Raw genomic sequence first — 16,479 nt, 5'->3', positions numbered from 1 at the left:
TGAATAGGTGGAACGGTGTCAGTCGCTGCCGCGCTCGCGCGGCCATTCCTTCACGTGCACGTCGCGCTGCGGGAAGGGGATTTCGATCCCATGTTCCTTGAACAGCAGCCAAAGCCGATTGAGTACGTCGGACTTCACATTGCCCACGCCGCCTTCGGGATCGTTGATCCAAGCGAGGATCTCATGCTCGACCGAGCTGTCGCCAAAGGCTGCAAGCCAGACGTTGGGCTTGGGGTTCTTCAGCACCCGCGTACTCTCGGTCGCCGCGCGCAGCATCAGCTCCTGCGCAAGCTTGAGATCGCTGTTGTACGAGACGCCCACCGGGATGCGCACGCGGACGTTCTTGTCCGAATAGCTCCAGTTCTCCACTTCCTCGGTCATCAGATTCTCGTTCGGAATCAGATGCTCCTTGCCGTCGCGCGTGATGATCGACACGGCGCGGACGCCGATCTTGTTGACCCAGCCGAAGCTCTCGCCGACGACGATCACGTCGCCCGGCTTGATCGATCGATCCATCAGCAGGATGATCCCTGCGATCAGATTGCCGACGGTCTTCTGGAGACCGAACCCTACCGCCAGCCCCAGTGCGCCGGAAAAGACCGCGAAAGCAGTCAGATCGACGTCGAGCAGATCGATGCCGATGAAGAAGGCGACCACCAGCACGGCGATGCCCGCGAGCTTCTGAAACAGCAGCCGCTGGGTGGCATCGAACCCTTGAGTCCGCTCGATCCAGTGATTGACGATGCGGTTCGCCAGCCGCACGCCGGCAAACAGCACGACGAGGATCACCAGTACGGTCAGCAGCGACAATAGCGAGAAGCGGCGCTCGCCGATGTTGAAGCCGACTCGCTCGAGCGTCGATTCGATGACGTTGAAGCCGCCGATCGCATTCGAGAGGATCGCCACGAAGGCGAGCAGCGCCAAGGTCCAGGTCGCCCAGCGCGGAATGCCGAGGCCGCGCAGGAACGCGACGAGCACGAGCGCCACCGCCGCGCCTTCGGCGAATCCGATGCCGAGCGCCGCCAGCGGCTGCCACGGCCAGGCCGCGGCGAGGATCGCCAGCAGGACCGCAGCGACGCCGTGGCGCGTGATGTCGCACATCCGCGGCCCCAGGCCTTCGGCATGGCCGCCGACATTCTTGTGCCAGAAGCTCGCCAGCACCGGCCCGAGCTTGCGTCCGGCGAACCAGCCCGCGGCGAGCGCGGCGAAAACGATGGCGAGCGCGATCCCCGCCTCGATCAGAGCCGCGGTGTCGGGAAGGTCGATGCCGCGCGCGGCGAGCCAGCGGACGACGTCGTTCGTCATGCGGCTTCCCGGAAACGCATCAGCCCTGCTTCGAGGTCGGCGATCAGGTCGCCCGGCTCCTCCAGGCCGATCTGAAGCCGAACGACCGGGCCCTCGGCCTGCCACTCGGTGGCGCTGCGGTGGCGCTGCGGATCGACCGGCAGGGCGAGACTTTCATAGCCGCCCCAGCTGAAGCCGATGCCGAAATGTGTGAGCCCGTCGATCAGCGACGCGCGCGCGCGCTCGCCGCCGCCGTTGAGAACGAAGGAGAAGAGTCCCGAGCTGCCCTTGAAGTCGCGGACGAAGAATTCATGGCCGGGACAGGCGGGCAGCGCCGGATGCAGCACCCGCGCCACTTCGGGGCGCGTTTCCAGCCACCGCGCGATCTCCAGCGCGGCCTTGCCCTGCGCCTTCAGCCGCACGCCCATCGTCCGGAGGCCTCGACTGCCGAGCCAGGCATCGTCGGGGCTGGCGGTCTGCCCCAGCGCATAGCTCGCGTCGCGCAGTGCTGCGTATTTGCCTTTCGCAGCCGTGACCGAACCCAGCATCACGTCCGAATGGCCGACCACATATTTGGTGCAGGCGAGAATCGCATAATCGACGCCGCGCGCGACGGCCGGAAACAGGAGCGGCGTCGCCCAAGTATTGTCGAGCAGCGTGACGAGGCCGCGATCCTTCGCTACTTGGAGGATCGCGGGCACGTCCTGCACTTCGAAGGTCAGGCTGCCCGGGCTCTCGAGGAAAATCGCTCTGGTGCGCTCGCCGATCAGATCGGCGATGCCCGCGCCGATCATCGGGTCGTAGTAGCGTGTGGTGACGCCGAACCGCTTCAGGAAATGATCGGCGAAGCCGCGCGTCGGATCATAGGCGCTGTCCGTGAGCAGCAGTTCGTCGCCCGGCGAGAGCACGGCGAGCAGCGCCGAGGCGATCGCGGCGACGCCCGAGGGGTAGAGCAGAGTCGCCTCCGCGCCAGGCTCCAGTTCGGTCAGCGCATCCGCGAGCGACCATTGAGTCGGCGTGCCTCGGCGCCCGTAGAACAGCCGGTGATGGCTGTCGCGCCCGCCGGCGGCACGCAGGTCGCCGACCGAATCATAGAGGATCGTAGAGGCTCGCCAGACGGGCACATTGACGATGCCCTGCGTCCACTCTTCGCGCCGCCCGGCTTCGACGACGCGGGTGGCGTCGCCTTCCGATCCGGCATCGGGCACGTCGCTCACGCAGCCGCGCCCGTCGCCTTCGGCGTGTCGCGATCCGCGCCCCATTCGGCCCAGCTGCCGTCGTAGAGCGCCGCCGGCTGCCCCAGCAGATGCGCCCCGAACACGATCACCGCTGCCGTGATGCCCGATCCGCAGGTGGCGACGATCGGCTTGTCGAGCTCGATGCCTTCTTCCTCGAAGACCTGGCGCAAGGCCGCGCCCTGCTTCCAGGTGCCGTCTTCGTGGAAGAAGCGGCCGAAGGGAATATTGCGCGATCCGGGGATGTGCCCCGCATGGGTCGCCGGCCGCGGATCGGCTTCCTCGCCGCTGAACCGCGCCGCGGAGCGGGCATCGATCACCTGCTCGTCGCCGCTCGCGACGTTGCTCTTCATCTGATCGAGCGAGCGGACGCCCTGCGGATCGTGCCATACGGTAAAATGGCGATGCCGGACCTGCGGCTTGCCGCTCTCCAGATCACGGCCCTCGGCTTTCCACTTGGCGAGACCGCCGTCGAGGATCGCCACGTCATGCGCGCCGAAAGTGCGGAGCATCCACCACGCGCGCGCGGCAGTGTGCAGCGGGCTGTCGTCATAGATCACGATGCGGCTGCCGTCGCCCAGGCCCAGCGTCTGCATCCGGCTGGCGAACTTTTCCGCCGGAGGAAGCATCGACGGCAGACTCGAGCTGGTGTCGGCAAGATCGTCGAGATCCATGAACACCGCACCGGGGATGTGCCCCGCTTCGAATTCGGCGGCGGCATCGCGGCCATGCTCGGGCAGGAACCAGCTGGCATCGACCACCCGAAGGTCGATCGCTCCCAGCTCGTTGGCCAGCCATTCGGTTGTCACCAGCGCGTCCATCGGCCTCGTCCTCCTTCTGTTTCGTCCGTCTTACCATTGCAGGGCCGTGCGTCGAGAGATTGATCCGCGGGCGCGGCAGCTTACATGCGCGTGATGGACCCTGTGCATCTCGGCAAGACAAGCGCGCTCCCGGCTTCGCCAGAAGAAGCCGTGCTCGATTATGTTCCCAATCCGCGGCCCGGGCGCGCCTATCTGGTGCGCTTCGCCGCGCCGGAATTCACGTCGCTCTGCCCGATCACCGAACAGCCCGATTTCGCGCATCTGGTGATCGATTACGTGCCGGGCGAAACGATCGTCGAATCCAAGTCGCTCAAGCTCTTTCTGGGCAGTTTCCGCAATCACGGGGCCTTTCACGAGGATTGCACCGTCGGCATCGGCGAGCGGCTGTTCGAAGAGATGAAGCCGCAATGGCTTCGGATCGGCGGCTATTGGTATCCCCGTGGCGGGATTCCGATCGATGTCTTCTGGCAGTCGGGCCCGCCGCCGGTGGAAGTCTGGCTGCCGCCGCAGGATGTGCCTGGGTATCGCGGACGCGGCTGACCGCAGATTTGACAATAGTCGCCCGAGACGCGCATGCTGCGGCGCAACATCTTTGCAACCATATACTGAGTCGGGAGTTTCGAAGCTGGATGTAACGGGCTGATTTAGTCCGACAATTTCGCTTTCTGAGAGGACGGGAATGGAACGGCTGATGTCGGAAGATGCGCCCTGCATCGAGCATCTCGCACTGATCGGGAACTTCCTTCCGCGCAAATGCGGTCTCGCGACCTATACGACCGACGTTTTCAAGGCGGTAAGGGAGCGTTTCCCGAGGGTTCGCGTCGATGTCTATGCGATGGACGATCACCCGGGGCGCTATTCCTATCCGCCCGAAGTCACCCACAGCATCGCGCAACAGGATCGCGACGCCTATATTGATGCCGCGCGCCGGATCGAGGCGAGCGGCGCGCAGGCGCTGTGGATCCAGCACGAATACGGCATCTATGGTGGCGCCGCCGGCGCGCATCTGATCGCGCTGCTCGATCGGCTGACGATCCCCGTCATCGCAACGCTGCACACTGTCCTCGAACATCCCTCGGCCGACGAGCGGCGCGTGATGGAGGCGCTGCTGCGGCGCTGCTCCAAGGTGATCGTGATGGTCGAGAAGGGGAAGGAAATCCTGGAGCGCGTGCATGGCGCCGACGGCAGGGCGATCGCTGTTATCCCGCATGGCGTGCCCGACCGGGAATATGCCGAGCCGGATGCATTCAAGGCGCGCTTCGGATGGGAGTGCCGTAAAGTTGTGCTCACCTTCGGGCTTCTCGCGCCCAACAAGGGCATCGAGACGCTGATTGCCGCAATGCCGGAGATCGTCGCGAACGAGCCGCAGGCGCTCTACATAGTGCTTGGCGCGACGCATCCGAATCTCGTCGCGCATGAGGGCGAGGCGTATCGCGACGGGCTGAAGATGCTCGCGGCGAGCAAGGGCGTCGCGGACCATGTCCGCTTCATAGACACGTTCCTCGAGCAGGACGAACTGGTCGATTATCTTCAAGCGGCCGATATTTACGCGACTCCGTACACCAACCCGGCCCAGATCACTTCCGGAACCCTCGCCTATGCGGTGGGCGTCGGCAAGGCGGTGGTCTCTACTCCCTATATCCACGCCCGAGAGATCCTCGACGGGGATCACGGCAGGATCGTCCAGTTCGGCGACAGTGCCGGTTTCGCGCGCGAGATCGTCGAGCTGTTGTCCGACGATGCCGAGCGCGCCGCGCTCTCGCGGCGGGCCTATGCGCGCGGCCGGGCGATGCTGTGGCCGCGCGGAGTGGAGCGCGCGATGACCTGTCTCGGCGAGGCAATGGCGATGCGACCGCGCCGGCTGGAAAATGTGACCGAACTCGCGCCCCTGGCTCCGGACCTTTCGGCAGTGGAGCGAATGAGCGATGCGACGGGCATGCTCCAGCATTCGATCTATTCGGTGCCCGATCGGCGCCACGGCTATTGTATCGACGACAATGCGCGTGCCCTGATCCTGCTGTCGCGGATGGAGGGATTGGATGACGCGGTGCGCGACAAATGGACGAGCATCTATGCGGCGTTCGTCCAGCATGCCTGGAACCCCGAGCGGCGCCGATTCCGCAACTTCATGCATTTCGACCGCAACTGGTGCGAAGACGAGGGCTCCGAGGATTCGAACGGAAGAGCACTCTGGGCGCTCGGCGTCACGGCGCATGAGGCGCATGCGCACAAGCATCGCGACTGGGCAGTGTCGCTGTTCGACGCGACTGCCTCGATCGCATTCGAACTCGGGAGCCCACGGGCCCGCGCCTTCGCCATGCTGGGCGCCGCTGCGATGCTGGAAGCGCATCCGGGCCACGCGATGGCGCGGACGATCCTGAGCCGTTTCGGCGACGAGCTGATCGCTCTGCTCGATGCCGCGCGGCGGCCGGAATGGAGCTGGTTCGAGATCGTGCTCGCCTATGACAATGCGCGGCTTCCCGAGGCGCTGCTGCGCGCCGGCAAGGCGTTGCAGCGCGACGACTTCGTGAAAGTGGGGGTCGAGACGCTCGACTGGATCGTCGCTCGGCAGACGTCGCCCGAAGGGCGGTTCCGCGCGGTCGGCACCGAAAGCTTCGGCCGCGAATATGCCGATCCGCTGCCGTTCGACCAGCAGCCGCTGGAGGCGCAGGCGACGATCGACGCGTGCGACGCTGCCTACGCCGCCACGCGCGACCGGCGCTGGCTGGACGAGGCGATGCGTGCCTATCGCTGGTATTTGGGCGCCAACGATCTCGATCTGCCGCTCGCGACTGCGCAGGATGGCGGCTGTTTCGACGGGCTGATGCCGACTGGGCTCAATCGCAACCAGGGCGCCGAGTCGATTCTCGCGCTTCAGCTGGCATCCTGCGCCATTTCCGCTCTTTCAAAGGCTGCGGAAAACGTGGCAGGACCGGCGAGCGCCGTCGCCTGAGGCCCAACGCGCCGGCGCACCACGACGCGGGGGACGAATGTTCGAACTTTTTCACCACTCGCTGCGGCTGCGGGCCGATCCCTCGCGCGTGGTGGTACGTCCCTTCCATATCGGCTGGCAATCGAACGGCGGCGTCCCCAGTCGAACGGAGCGGCTGGTGGGGGAGGTGCTCGAAATGGCGCCGGCGGAAGCGCGCGCTCAGCTCGATCGCGTGCTTCGCGACTTCGAGGCGCGGCACTGGCAAACGCGTCGCGTCTTCATGACTCGCTACGAGGAGATCCGGACCCAGCTCGGCCTCGACGACAGCGCGATCAGCGAGGAGAAGCGCCAACTGATCGGTGCCTATTTCTGCCACGAGTACAGCTATGCCGCTGCCGCGCTGATGAATCCCAGTGCGGTGCCGCACTATGATCAGTCGGGAATGGCAGAAGGATCGCTGCGTATCCTGATGTCGCTGCGCGCGGTGGGGGAGGGGCACATCTCCTCGGTCGCGTTTCGCGAAGGGATCATCTCCGATGGGTGCGAGCTGAAACTGGCACCCGAGCCCCCCTTCGCCACCGCCGCCGACGCGATCGGCGATGAAGAGACGGTGCCGGAGGGGCCGGTCACCGTCTATCGCCATCGCGACAGCACGCTTTCGGGAACCGTGATTTTTCCGATCACGCGCGCGCAGTCGAACGGGCTCGAGGATTTGCGGCTGTGCCATTTCGAGCATGACGACGGCAGCATCGAATGGCTCGGCACCTACACCGCCTATAACGGCTCGGTGATTCAGTCGGAGATGCTGCGGACGCGCGACTGGCGCGCCTTCGATCTGGTACCGATGACGGGCAGTGCCGCGCGCAACAAGGGCATGGCGCTGTTCCCGCGCAAGGTGAACGGCAGATATATGATGATTGGCCGGCAGGACGGCGAGAACATCTTCCTGCTCGATAGCGATCGGCTGACCCATTGGGACGAAGGGCAGAAGCTGCTGACTCCCACCTACCCCTGGGAGCTGGTGCAGATGGGTAATTGCGGCCCGCCGATCGAGCTCGACGAAGGCTGGCTGCTGCTCACCCACGGCGTCGGCGCGATGCGCAAATATTCGATCGGCGCGGCGCTGCTCGACAAGAAAGACCCTTCGAAAGTGATCGGCCGCACACGCGAGCCGATCGTCGCTGCCGCCGATCAGGACCGCGAGGGCTATGTGCCCAACGTCGTCTACACCTGCGGAGCGATCCGACACGGCGACATGCTGTTCATGCCCTATGGCGTGGCCGACAGCTCGGTGGCATTCGCCTTCGTGCCGATCCAGGCGCTGCTCGCGCAGATGTGACGGGGCGAGGAGCGGTTCCCCAATGCAAAACGCCCGCCTCGCCGGAGCGAAGCGGGCGCCTTGCACCGTCTGAAAGCGCGAGCGCGCTTATTCGCCGGCGATATCCACTGCGACGAACTGTCCCTGGCCGCGACGCAGGACGTACAGCAGCACCTGGCGCGCTCCGCGGCTCGCCGCCTGTTCGAGCGCCTGTGCGGCTTCCTCCGGCGAGGCGATCCGCTGGCGATTGACGCTGGTGATCACATCGCCGCGACGCAAACCCTTCTGCGCAGCGTCTCCGGTGGGATCGACGCCGAGCACCACGACGCCCTGCGTATCGCTGGGCACGCCGACGCTGCGCGCGATCTGCGGCGTGAGCGGCCGCAGCGCGAGCCCGAGCGACGCGCCCGCCATTGCCTCGCGATCCTCGGGCGTCATCGGCGCCTCTTCCTCGGAATCGAAGGCGAGCTCTTCCTCGCTCGGGCGGGTGCCGACGGTGAGCGTTACGCGCTCGCTGCGCCCGTCGCGCAGCAGCTCGACGGGCACGCGGCTGCCCGGTTCGATGTTGGCGACGATGTAGCTCAGCGTCTGGTCCTGGGTGATCTCCTGACCGTTGACCGACATGATCACGTCGCCCGCGCGGATCCCCGCCTGCTCGGCCGCCTCGCCGGGAACGACGCGGGCGATCAGCGTGCCGCGGCCGCGCGGCACTTCGAGCGCCTCGACCAGATCGTCGGTCCAGGGCTGCATCTCGACGCCGATATAGCCGCGCTCCACGGCCTCGCCGCGCATCAGCGTCTCGATCACCGGGCGCGCCTCTTCGGCGGGGATCGCGAAGCCGATACCGACATTGCCGCCGGTGGGCGAATAGATCTGCGAGTTGATGCCGATGACGTTGCCCTGAAGGTCGAACATCGGGCCGCCCGAATTGCCCCGGTTGATCGAAGCGTCGGTCTGGATGAACCGGTCATAGGCGCCGCCCTGGCCGGTCACGCGATGGACCGCCGAGATGATGCCCGCCGTGACCGAGCCGCCAAGGCCGAAGGGATTGCCGATCGCGACCACCCAGTCGCCCACGCGCGCCGCGCTCGAATCTCCGAACCGCACGAAGGGCAGGTCGTCGCCCTGGATCTTGAGGACAGCGAGATCGGACTGCTGATCGCGCCCGATCAGGCGCGCCTCGAATTCGCGGCCGTCGGCGAGAGTCACCGTGATCGTCTCGACCACTGCCGTGCGGTTGCCGGGTGCGACGACATGGTTGTTGGTGACGATGTAGCCGTCTTCGGAGATGATGAAGCCCGAGCCGAGCGATTCGGCCTGGCGGGTCGCCGGCTGGCCGCCGCCGCGATTGCCGAAGAACTCCTGGAACGGAGTGCCGGCAAAGGGATTGGTCGGAACCTGAACCCGCTGGGTGGTGGAGATATTCACCACGGCCGGCTGGAGCCGCGCGACCATGTCGGCAAAGCTCATCGGTGCGCCGGAGCGCGGCGCCTGCGCGGTGATCGCGCCGGGCTCGTTCTGCGCGGTCTGCGCGCCGGCCGGCTGGTTGGCGGTCAGGGTGGCGGCAGCACCGCCAAGGAGAAGTGCAGTGGTAAGAGCGTAAGCGTACCGCACGGATAAAATTCCTCTTCTTGGTCGCATGTCGGTGGGCATGGCGTTCCGTTCACATCTGGCGCATCCCGGCTGAACGCGCATTGAATATGAACGGTTCGCCTCGCGTCATCGGCGTCCGCGGAACTCCCGCAGATATTCGTTGTCCGGCGACAGGATGATCGACGCCTCTCCGCCATCGGTCCGCCCGTTCTCGCCGCCGAACGTGTAGCGGTAGGACTGCATGGCGCGATAGAAGTCGTAGAAATCCGGGTCCTTGCCGAAGCTTTCCGAATAGATGCGTGCTGCTTGCGCATCGGCATCGGCGCGGATGATCCGCGCCTCCCGAAGCCCGCGCGCCTCGATCGTCGCGGCCTCCTGTCGCCGCGCCGTCGCCATCCGCTGGAGCGCGCTTTCCAGCGGCGATCCGTCGGGCAGGTCGGCATGCTTGATCCGCACATCGACGATCTCGACGCCATATTGGCTCGCCTGCCGCTGCAGCGCGTTCTGGATATTCTCCATCACCTGGCCGCGTTCGGGACTGAGCAGCGCTGCGAACTGGCGCTTGCCGAGCTCGTTGCGCAGCGCCGATCCGAGAAGCGGCGCGAGCTGCTGCGCGACGCGCTCCTCGCTGCGAGCCGTCACCACCATGCGCAGCGGATCGACGACCCGGAACCGCGCAAAGGCATCGACTTCGAGCCGCAGCTGGTCGGTCGAAAGCACCGGCTGGTTGTCGAGCGTGATGCTCTGCACGCGCTTGTCCACCCAGACGATACGGTCGACGAACGGCACGCGCAGGATCGGCCCTGCACCGGTGCCGCCGAACTCTTCGCCTTCTTGATAGGCGTTGACGGTGCGGATCGGCTGTTCGAAGCGCAGGATCACTGCCTGGCGCGTCTCGGGCACGATCGCGATCGCGCTGACGAGGATGACGAGCACCAGCAGCACGGCGATGCCGAGAGCGAGCGGGTTGCGAGCTATACCGAGCATTACTGCGCCTCCCCGTTCGTCTGAGGCTGCTGTGCCTGCTGCTGGGTACGCCGCTGTATTTCGGGCAGCGGCAGATAGGGAGTCACGCCCTCTGCCTCGATGACCGTCGTGTCGGAGCGTTCGAGCACGCGCTCCATCGTCTCATAGTAAAGACGGCGGCGGGTCACTTCCGGCGCGAGGCGATATTGCTCGTAGATCTTGTCGAACTGCGCCGCCTCGCCCTGTGCCTGGGCGATGATCTGCTGCGCATAGGCGCGCGCGTTGTTGAGGTTGGCCTGCGCCTGCTGCTGTGCGGCGGTGACTTGCTTGAAGTCTTCGTCGACGGCGGCCGGCGGCGTGGCGTTCTTGATCGCGACACCTTGAACGCGGACGCCGGAATTATACTCGTCGAGAATCTGCTGCATCATTTCGCGAACCCGCGCCTCGATTTCCGTGCGGCCCGCGCCGATCGTCTCGTCGAGAGTCGCGGTGGCCACCACGGCGCGCATCGCGCTTTCGGCAGTGGCGCGGACCGTTTCCTCGGGATCACGAATCTGGAAGACGAAGTCCTGCGGATCGGCCACGTCCCAGCGCACCTGATAGGCCAGATCGACGATGTTCTGATCGCCGGTGATCATCAGATTGGGCTCGGTTCCCTGGGGAAAATCCTCGTCCCGGATTTCCTGGACGTTGACGGTGCGTACCGACGCGAACGGCGCCGGCGCGGTGAACTGGATGCCCGGGCCGAGCGTGCCGGTATAGCGGCCGAGATAGGTGACGACGCCGCGCTGTTCGGGGCTGATCGGGTGAATGCTGGTGAACAGGATCCAGGCGAGCACGAGCCCGCCCGCGATCAGCAGCCACAGCGAACGGCCGCCGGGTATTCCCGGCAGGCCGCCCGAGCCGCCTCCACCGCCGCCGCCGCGCCGGCTACGCTTCAGGAATTCGTCGAGTGTGCTCGCGGTGCCGCTTGGACGCGTGCGTCGGCCCTCGGGCGGAAACGCCCAGGGATTGCGCGGGCCGCGGCTTCCGCCATCCCCGTCGCCATTGCTGCCAGAGCCTCCGCCCCAGGGGCCCTTGGAGTTCTCGTTGTTGAAGATGCCGGCCCAGTGCGGCCAGCCCGTTCGTTTCGCCATGCTGCCTTTATAAGTGCGCGCGGCTGAATTTACAGTGGCAGCCGTCGATTGTGTGCCTATCTGGCATCGACATGACCGATACCGCCGAACTTCAAGCCGCTCTTGCCCCCATCGCCGCCGGGCGCGCCACTGCGCGCCTTGCGGGAAACCGCGCCGACGTCGTGCTCGACGTCACCGGTCTGCCCGAAACGGCCCGCAGCGAACTGGAGGCGGATGTCCGCACTGCCGCGGCTGCCATCGCCGGAGTGGACGAAGTGCGCGTGCTTCAGACGAGCGAACGCACGGCGCGTCGGCTGATCGCGGTGGCGAGCGGCAAGGGCGGGGTGGGCAAATCGACGGTTGCCGCAAATCTGGCGATCGCGCTGAAGCGGTCGAGTGTCCGCGTCGGCCTGGTCGATGCCGATATCTATGGTCCGTCGCAGCCCAAGCTGCTGGGTGCGGAAGGCGTGCGGCCGCAAGCGCGCGACGAGAAGCTGATTCCGATCGAGACGCCGCACGGCGTGCCGCTGCTTTCCACCGGCGCACTCGTGCCCGAGGGGCAGGCGATCGCCTGGCGCGGGCCGATGGCGGGCGGCGCGCTGGGCCAGCTGATCGACGCTCATTGGGGTGATGTCGACACGCTGATCCTCGATCTGCCGCCAGGCACGGGCGACGTGCAGCTTACCATGGTGCAGAAGCACAAGCCGGCGGGCGCGGTGATCGTGTCGACGCCGCAGGATCTGGCGCTGATCGACGCGACGCGGGCGATCGACCTGTTCCGGCGGGTCGACGTGCCGGTGATCGGGCTGATCGAGAATATGGCGGGGTATCAATGCCCGCACTGCGGCGAACTGTCCGACCCGTTTGGGCGCGGCGGGGCCGAGGCCGCGGCGGCGGCGCTCGGGATCCCTTTCCTGGGCCGCATCCCGCTCGAACTCGAGATCCGCACCGCTTCGGATTCGGGGAACGCTGCCGAAGCACCCGCGTTCGGAGAGATTGCCGCGAAGCTTCAAGACTGGCTGAACCAAGCGAAAGGATAGGGCATGCCGCTGACCCGCGACGAGGACATCAAGGCGCTGCTCGAACGGACGCGCACGATCGCGATGATCGGCGCCTCGGACCGGCCCGACCGGGCGTCCTATGGCGTGATGGCCTATCTTCAAAGCCGCGGATACCGCGTGATTCCGGTCAACCCGACGATCACCGGCGAGCATGTCCACGGCGAGTTCGTCTTTCGGGACCTTTCGCAGATCGGCGAGCCGATCGACATGGTCGATATCTTCCGCAATTCCGAGGCGGCGGCCACCGCCGTCGACGAGGCGATCGCGGCGGGCGCGAAATCGGTGTGGATGCAGCTGGGCGTCGTCAACGACGCCGCGGCCGCCGCTGCCGAGGCGGCGGGGCTCGAGGTGGTGATGGATCGCTGCCCGAAGATCGAGATCCCCCGGCTGGGTGTCGCCGCGGTCGACTGACCCGCGCCGCTTTCAAAGCTCGGCGGCGGCGGCGAGAAAGCGGTCGACGTCGCGTTCGTCATGATAGAGCCCCAGACCGATGCGCAGCACGTCCCCGCGCACGTCGACGGTGACGTCCCTTTCCTGGAACGCAGCCTTCCAGTCCGCTGCCTTTGGCGCGCGCAGCGCAAGGAAGCGCGCCTGATCGGGCTCGGCGTGCGGATTGAGCAGCTCGGCGGCCCCGAGCGGCGTTTCCGATAGCCCTCCGAGCAGCCGCGCCTTGAGCGCCGCGACGTGCTCGCTGATCCGCTGCGTCGTCAGCCCCTCGTCCGCGAGCATGTCGCGCACGGCGACGAACCGATAGATGCCCGAGGGATCGAAGGTTGCGCCCAGGAAGCGGCGCGCGTCGGGCGCATAGCCGATGCTGCCGGGCGGCAGCGAGAGGTCGTCGAATTCGGCATACCAGCCGGTGACTTCGGGCCGGGGGCCGAAGCCGGGCGGCGCATGAAGGAAGCCTACCCCTTCGCCGGCCATGGCATATTTGTAGCCGCCGGCAGTGTAGAAGAGCCGGTCCGCCACGGCGGACAGGTCGGTCTCGACCGCCATGAAGCCGTGATAGCCGTCGATCGTCACCCAAGGCCCCTCGGGCCGAGCGAGGGCGGCGAGTTCGTCCAGCCCATCGAACCGCGTGCCGGTGCCGAACATCACCTGGCTGACGAAGATCAGATCATGCTCGCCGGAGCGGGCACGCTCTAGGAAGCGCCCGGCGAAGTCGCCTTCGACCGGCACCGTCTCGAGCGTGATCGTGCCGCCCTCCTCCCAGCGCGCGGCCTGACGCCGGAAGCTGTGAAACTCACCGCCGCTCGCCAGCACGCGCACTGGGCGCCGCCCGATGGCGGAGACGAGCCGGACGAGCAGCTCGTGCGTGTTCGGCGCGAAGACGATCGTCGCGGGGTCCGGCAGGTGCAGCTCGTCGGCGACGTGGCGTTGCGCCGCCGGCCAGATCTCGCCCATCACCCGATCCCATTTGCGATCGGCGAGGCGGGCGGCATCCTCCCATGCGGCAAGCTGCCCCAAGAAGCTGGCATCGGGCCAGAGATGGTGGCTGTGCGCCGCCATGTGCAGCCGATCGGGAGCGGCGGCGATCGACCGCTGGAACAGATGCTTCCAGCTTTGGCTCACAGCTGGGTCCTCAGCGTCCAGAGCTCGGGGAAAGCACGCTTCGACAGAGTCGACTGAAGATACGGGACTCCCGCGGTGCCGCCGGTCCCGCGCTTTCCGCCGATGATCCGGCTGACGGTGAGGACGTGCTTGTGCCGCCAGGTGGCGAGCGCATCGTCGATATCGACCAGCTTCTCGGCGAGCTGATAGAGATCCCAATAGCGTGTCGTGTCGCGATAGACGGTGGCCCAGGCGTCCTCGACCGCATCGTTCGGAACATAGGGTTCCGGCCAGTCGCGGGCGAGCACGGCAGCGGGCAGATCGAAGCCGGCGCGCGCGAGCGCGGCATTGGCATCGTCCCACAGGCTGGGCATCGCTTCGAATTGCCCGGTCAACGGGCCTGCCTCCGGTCCGCCGCCGCGCAGACCGAGCAGCGTCTCGACGGCACGAAACTGGTCCGACTGGAAACCCGAACTGGTGCCGAGGACGCCGCGGAACTGGGTATAGTCGCTCGGCGTCATCGTCGCGAGGATCTCCCAGCTCAGCGTCATCACCGACTGGATCCGGCTCACCCGCGCGAGGCTCTTGTACGCCTCGACATGGCGATCCTCCTGCACCAGCGCCTTGGCCTGGAGCAGCTCGGCGATCGTCTGTTTGAGCCACAGCTCCTTGGTCTGGTGGATGACGATGAACAGCAGCTCGTCATGCTTGTCCGAAAGCGGATGCTGCGCGCCGAGAATCTCGTCGAGCGCGAGATACTGGCCATAGGTCATGCCATTGGTTTCGCCGGCGGTCATCGAGTCGCGCCTCCGCGTACCTTCACGTTCGTGCAGAACGCAACGAACGCAGCGATACGTCCCCCCTGGTTTCCGGTCCTGGCACGGGGTTCGATACGGGTGCGGGCACGATGCCCACGCGGGATGGTGAGTTTCATGCCGCGCGGTGTAGCGTAAAGCGCGGGCTGTAGGACAGGGGTTGCGGCTCAGTGGCCGTGATGGCCCTCGCCGCCATGTTCGGCCGAATAGGCGGCATATTGCTCGGCGCTCATCGTCGGCAGCGCATCGACGAAGGCCGCGATGTTCCACAGCGCCGCCTCGTCATGCGAGCCGCCGAAGGCGGGCATACCGGTCATCTTGATGCCGTGCTTCACGATCCAGAATATCTCGCGCGGCCGCCACTTGTCCGCAGCGCGGGCAAGCGCGGGCGGTTTCGGTCGCATGCCTTCGGCCCACCCGGCGCGACCGGCGCCGACGCCGCCATGGCAGTGCTGGCACATCGCCTTGTATTCGCGCGCGCCGGCAGCGACCATAGCGGGCGTGAAACCAGGCGCCTCGATGTCGCCCGCGCGCAGCTCGACCGAGTTGCGCATCGTGGTCGCCAGGGCCCAGCCGACCGGCGTCTCGTGCCGCTCGTCGGCGGCGACGCCATAGGCGCCGGTTTCGATCACGATCAGCGCCACGAGTCCGAGCAGCAGGCACATGCCGACCGCGCCAATGGCGACGCTGCGCCAGGAGAGGTTGGCGAACATGGGATCAGCCTGCTTCGTCTGCGAGGGGGGCGGCCCCGTGGGCGCAATCCTCATAGCCGCGGTAGCCGTGTTCGTCGCTCGCGCCCGGAAGCATCAGGATCATCTCGGCCTCGCGCATTCCATCCGAGCCGAAGTCGCGTTCGACCGGCCGGATCGCCACGCGCAGCCCGTCCGACGAGAACATGCCGGCCCCTTCGGCAGTGAGTGGAATCAGCTTTCCGTTCAGCTTGATCACACCGCTGCGGTCGAGCCCGTCGTGCACGAAGGAAGGAAAACCGACCTCGGTCAGCCGGATCAGGCACTTGCCTTCCGGTCCGCCGAGCGCGGCCAGATCGGCATCGGTCATCGTCTCCACGGCGATCGCCTCGGTCGCGATGCCCGACAACGCCTGTGCGGCAGGCATCACCGGGGCAGGCGTCGGCGCCGGGTCGATCTGTGCCTCGCGGTCGTTGCCGGGGGCCGTGTTGCGGTTGCAGGCGCCGAGCATGAGGACGGGCACCAGGGCGAGGAGCAGGGGGGTGCGGATCATTGGCCATCCTCCGCGGCGGGCGTGCCGGCCGGCGCCAGTTCCTCCGCCGTGGGCATCCGCTCGGTGAGGCGGATGCCGTTCTCCTCGATGTCGGCGATCAGATAGCGCATTTCAGCGATCTCGCGGCGCTGGGCGACGATGATGTCCTTTGCCAGCTGGCGCACGCGCGGGTCGCGAATGTGCGCACGCTCGCTGGTCATGATCGCGATCGAATGATGCGGAATCATCGCCTTCATATATTCACTGTCATCAATGGTGGTCTGGCTGCGCACCAGCCACAGCGCGAGCGCGAACGTGACGGCGGCGACGCCGAGAATGATGAAGTTCTTGGTGCGGTTCTTGTACATCGCCCACATGAAAAGGAGCATGACGACCATCATCGCCGCGCCCATCACGAAGGCCATCCAGAAGCGCGTCTCGCTGAAGAAGATGTGATTGGCGCTATAGGTGTTGAAATACATCAGCAGGAACATGACGAAGGTCGAGGTGCCGATCATCGCCATGAAGCGGAGATACATGCCGCCTCCATTTCCCTGATCTTGGTCC

At 66.4% G+C, this 16,479-nt stretch carries 16 protein-coding genes; 5 read left to right on the top strand and 11 right to left on the bottom strand.

Annotation, left to right across the window (positions count from 1 at the left end):
* Positions 1–18 precede the first annotated feature (18 nt).
* Genes ACQ450_RS08630 through sseA form a run of 3 tightly spaced genes read right to left on the bottom strand, consistent with a single transcriptional unit; the run spans position 19 to position 3,340 of the window.
* Positions 19–1,305: a mechanosensitive ion channel family protein gene (locus ACQ450_RS08630; RefSeq protein WP_431468956.1), complete on the bottom strand. Its 1,287-nt coding sequence runs from the start codon at positions 1,303–1,305 to the stop codon at positions 19–21.
* Positions 1,302–2,546, bottom strand: coding sequence for a cystathionine beta-lyase (gene metC, locus ACQ450_RS08625; protein WP_431468955.1), 1,245 nt, complete (start codon positions 2,544–2,546; stop codon positions 1,302–1,304). The genes ACQ450_RS08630 and metC overlap by 4 nt, the downstream gene beginning before the upstream one ends.
* Entirely contained in the window at positions 2,498–3,340 is an 843-nt protein-coding gene (gene sseA / locus ACQ450_RS08620) for a 3-mercaptopyruvate sulfurtransferase (RefSeq protein WP_188056219.1), read from the bottom strand. Before sseA ends, metC begins: the two co-directional genes overlap by 49 nt.
* Before the next feature lie 84 nt (positions 3,341–3,424).
* Here sseA and queF point away from each other — a divergent pair, with 84 nt between their 5' ends.
* The 3 genes from queF to ACQ450_RS08605 all read left to right on the top strand — a co-directional run bounded on the left by queF (position 3,425) and on the right by ACQ450_RS08605 (position 7,611).
* Positions 3,425–3,880: a preQ(1) synthase gene (gene queF, locus ACQ450_RS08615; RefSeq protein ID WP_431468954.1), complete on the top strand. Its 456-nt coding sequence runs from the start codon at positions 3,425–3,427 to the stop codon at positions 3,878–3,880.
* 139 nt (positions 3,881–4,019) lie between these two features.
* Entirely contained in the window at positions 4,020–6,293 is a 2,274-nt protein-coding gene (locus tag ACQ450_RS08610; protein WP_431468953.1) for a glycosyltransferase, read from the top strand.
* A gap of 37 nt (positions 6,294–6,330) precedes the next feature.
* A complete protein-coding gene (locus tag ACQ450_RS08605; protein ID WP_431468952.1) occupies positions 6,331–7,611 on the top strand; it encodes a glycoside hydrolase family 130 protein in 1,281 nt (426 codons plus the stop codon).
* 87 nt (positions 7,612–7,698) lie between these two features.
* Here ACQ450_RS08605 and ACQ450_RS08600 read toward each other — a convergent pair whose 3' ends face one another.
* The 3 genes from ACQ450_RS08600 to hflK all read right to left on the bottom strand — a co-directional run bounded on the left by ACQ450_RS08600 (position 7,699) and on the right by hflK (position 11,285).
* Positions 7,699–9,204, bottom strand: a complete 1,506-nt coding sequence (locus ACQ450_RS08600; RefSeq protein ID WP_223177056.1) for a Do family serine endopeptidase — start codon at positions 9,202–9,204, stop codon at positions 7,699–7,701.
* A gap of 105 nt (positions 9,205–9,309) precedes the next feature.
* Positions 9,310–10,170, bottom strand: coding sequence for a protease modulator HflC (gene hflC, locus ACQ450_RS08595; protein WP_431468951.1), 861 nt, complete (start codon positions 10,168–10,170; stop codon positions 9,310–9,312).
* Positions 10,170–11,285: a protease modulator HflK gene (hflK, locus tag ACQ450_RS08590; RefSeq protein ID WP_188056215.1), complete on the bottom strand. Its 1,116-nt coding sequence runs from the start codon at positions 11,283–11,285 to the stop codon at positions 10,170–10,172. The genes hflC and hflK overlap by 1 nt, the downstream gene beginning before the upstream one ends.
* 71 nt (positions 11,286–11,356) lie before the next feature.
* Here hflK and ACQ450_RS08585 point away from each other — a divergent pair, with 71 nt between their 5' ends.
* Together ACQ450_RS08585 and ACQ450_RS08580 are read left to right on the top strand one after the other, a co-directional pair.
* A complete protein-coding gene (locus tag ACQ450_RS08585) occupies positions 11,357–12,304 on the top strand; it encodes an Mrp/NBP35 family ATP-binding protein (RefSeq protein ID WP_188056214.1) in 948 nt (315 codons plus the stop codon).
* A gap of 3 nt (positions 12,305–12,307) precedes the next feature.
* The gene (locus ACQ450_RS08580) at positions 12,308–12,736 is read left to right on the top strand and encodes a CoA-binding protein (protein ID WP_431468950.1); all 429 of its coding nucleotides are present in this window, start codon (positions 12,308–12,310) and stop codon (positions 12,734–12,736) included.
* Between the two features lie 12 nt (positions 12,737–12,748).
* Here the strand turns inward: ACQ450_RS08580 and ACQ450_RS08575 are convergent, their stop codons facing one another.
* From ACQ450_RS08575 to ACQ450_RS08555, 5 genes are all read right to left on the bottom strand, one after another.
* The gene (locus ACQ450_RS08575; RefSeq protein WP_431468949.1) at positions 12,749–13,897 is read right to left on the bottom strand and encodes an aminotransferase class V-fold PLP-dependent enzyme; all 1,149 of its coding nucleotides are present in this window, start codon (positions 13,895–13,897) and stop codon (positions 12,749–12,751) included.
* Positions 13,894–14,673: a tryptophan 2,3-dioxygenase gene (locus tag ACQ450_RS08570; protein ID WP_431468948.1), complete on the bottom strand. Its 780-nt coding sequence runs from the start codon at positions 14,671–14,673 to the stop codon at positions 13,894–13,896. Before ACQ450_RS08570 ends, ACQ450_RS08575 begins: the two co-directional genes overlap by 4 nt.
* A gap of 185 nt (positions 14,674–14,858) precedes the next feature.
* Positions 14,859–15,404: a c-type cytochrome gene (locus ACQ450_RS08565; protein ID WP_431468947.1), complete on the bottom strand. Its 546-nt coding sequence runs from the start codon at positions 15,402–15,404 to the stop codon at positions 14,859–14,861.
* Between the two features lie 4 nt (positions 15,405–15,408).
* Entirely contained in the window at positions 15,409–15,933 is a 525-nt protein-coding gene (locus ACQ450_RS08560; protein ID WP_431468946.1) for a DUF6692 family protein, read from the bottom strand.
* Entirely contained in the window at positions 15,930–16,430 is a 501-nt protein-coding gene (locus tag ACQ450_RS08555; protein WP_431471191.1) for a DUF305 domain-containing protein, read from the bottom strand. The genes ACQ450_RS08560 and ACQ450_RS08555 overlap by 4 nt, the downstream gene beginning before the upstream one ends.
* Between the last annotated feature and the right edge of the window lie 49 nt (positions 16,431–16,479).

It is taken from the genome of Sphingosinithalassobacter sp. LHW66-3, assembly GCF_050703275.1.
Classification (GTDB): Bacteria; Pseudomonadota; Alphaproteobacteria; order Sphingomonadales; family Sphingomonadaceae; genus Sphingomonas.
Note: the sequence above shows the minus strand (reverse complement) of the source record. Positions and strands in the feature narration are given on the sequence as shown.

What these genes read in the sequence shown, in the direction of transcription:
- ACQ450_RS08630 (WP_431468956.1), bottom strand. Translation starts at nt 1,305, where the DNA reads ATGACGAACGACGTCGTCCGCTGGCTCGCCGCGCGCGGCATCGACCTT.
- metC (WP_431468955.1), bottom strand. Translation starts at nt 2,546, where the DNA reads ATGGGGCGCGGATCGCGACACGCCGAAGGCGACGGGCGCGGCTGCGTG.
- sseA (WP_188056219.1), bottom strand. Translation starts at nt 3,340, where the DNA reads ATGGACGCGCTGGTGACAACCGAATGGCTGGCCAACGAGCTGGGAGCG.
- queF (WP_431468954.1), top strand. Translation starts at nt 3,425, where the DNA reads ATGCGCGTGATGGACCCTGTGCATCTCGGCAAGACAAGCGCGCTCCCG.
- ACQ450_RS08610 (WP_431468953.1), top strand. Translation starts at nt 4,020, where the DNA reads ATGGAACGGCTGATGTCGGAAGATGCGCCCTGCATCGAGCATCTCGCA.
- ACQ450_RS08605 (WP_431468952.1), top strand. Translation starts at nt 6,331, where the DNA reads ATGTTCGAACTTTTTCACCACTCGCTGCGGCTGCGGGCCGATCCCTCG.
- hflC (WP_431468951.1), bottom strand. Translation starts at nt 10,170, where the DNA reads ATGCTCGGTATAGCTCGCAACCCGCTCGCTCTCGGCATCGCCGTGCTG.
- hflK (WP_188056215.1), bottom strand. Translation starts at nt 11,285, where the DNA reads ATGGCGAAACGAACGGGCTGGCCGCACTGGGCCGGCATCTTCAACAAC.
- ACQ450_RS08585 (WP_188056214.1), top strand. Translation starts at nt 11,357, where the DNA reads ATGACCGATACCGCCGAACTTCAAGCCGCTCTTGCCCCCATCGCCGCC.
- ACQ450_RS08580 (WP_431468950.1), top strand. Translation starts at nt 12,308, where the DNA reads ATGCCGCTGACCCGCGACGAGGACATCAAGGCGCTGCTCGAACGGACG.
- ACQ450_RS08570 (WP_431468948.1), bottom strand. Translation starts at nt 14,673, where the DNA reads ATGACCGCCGGCGAAACCAATGGCATGACCTATGGCCAGTATCTCGCG.
- ACQ450_RS08565 (WP_431468947.1), bottom strand. Translation starts at nt 15,404, where the DNA reads ATGTTCGCCAACCTCTCCTGGCGCAGCGTCGCCATTGGCGCGGTCGGC.
- ACQ450_RS08560 (WP_431468946.1), bottom strand. Translation starts at nt 15,933, where the DNA reads ATGATCCGCACCCCCCTGCTCCTCGCCCTGGTGCCCGTCCTCATGCTC.
- ACQ450_RS08555 (WP_431471191.1), bottom strand. Translation starts at nt 16,430, where the DNA reads ATGATCGGCACCTCGACCTTCGTCATGTTCCTGCTGATGTATTTCAAC.